The sequence below is a fragment of the Streptomyces sp. adm13(2018) genome, from assembly GCF_008042145.1.
Classification (GTDB): Bacteria; Actinomycetota; Actinomycetes; order Streptomycetales; family Streptomycetaceae; genus Streptomyces.
On record NZ_RDBH01000113.1, the window covers coordinates 1 to 953 of the forward strand.

Annotated in this window: 1 protein-coding gene; it reads right to left on the reverse strand. The window is 73.9% G+C overall.

The genetic code is table 11. The annotated features are described in order from the left end of the window. The coding region (locus EAO70_RS09970) for a sensor histidine kinase (protein WP_187283828.1) at positions 1-953 on the reverse strand (953 nt) is incomplete at both ends.

Here is a 953-nt window from a genome sequence, read left to right on the forward strand (position 1 = left end):
GTGTCGGGGACCGCGGGCGCAGGGTGGGGGTCCGGTGCGGGGGCGGTCGCGGAGGCCGGGGTGGCCGTCGCGGCTACGGGCTCCGCGGCCGTGGCGGACGACGCCGGACGTACCTGCGGAGGGACAGCGGCGGGCCCGGTGGCCGTGGTGCCCTGGTGCTCGTGCGGGGCGAGGCCCTCGGGGTCGGGTCCGAGGAGGCCCTGCGGGAGCACGAGCACGGCCTGGACGCCGCCGTAGATGTTGGACTGGAGCCGTACGGTGATGCCGTGGCGGCGGGCGAGGGCGGCGACCACGAAGAGTCCGATGCGGCCGTCCTGGAGCAGGTGCGCGACGCTGACCTGGTCGGGGGCGGCGAGCAGGGCGTTCATCCTGTGCTGCTCGGTGAGGGGCATGCCGAGCCCGCGGTCCTCGACCTCGACGGCCAGGCCGGCCGTGACGTACTGGGCGCGGAGCAGCACGGTGGTGTGCGGCGCGGAGAACAGCGTCGCGTTCTCGACGAGCTCGGCGAGGAGGTGGATGACGTCGGCCACGGCGTGCCCGCGGAGGGTGCCCTCGACCGGGGGGACGAGCTTCACCCGCGGGTACTGCTCGACCTCGGCGATCGAGGAGCGCAGCACCTCGGACAGGGTGACCGGGTGGGACCACTGGCGTCGGGAGACGGCGCCGCCGAGCACGGCGAGGTTCTCGGCGTGCCGGCGGATGCGGGTGGCGAGGTGGTCGACGTGGAACAGGCCCTTGAGCAGCTTCGGGTCCTCGGCCTCGTTCTCCAGCTCGTCGAGGAGCTGGATCTCGCGGTGCACCAGGGACTGGAGGCGTCGGGCGAGGTTGACGAAGACCTCGACCTTCTGTTCGTCGCCGGCGCTGCTGGAGAGCCGGGACGCCTGGACGACGGCGGCCACGGCCACCTCGTGGGAGCGGGCCAGTTCCTGGGAGAGCAGGTCGAAGGCGTCTCC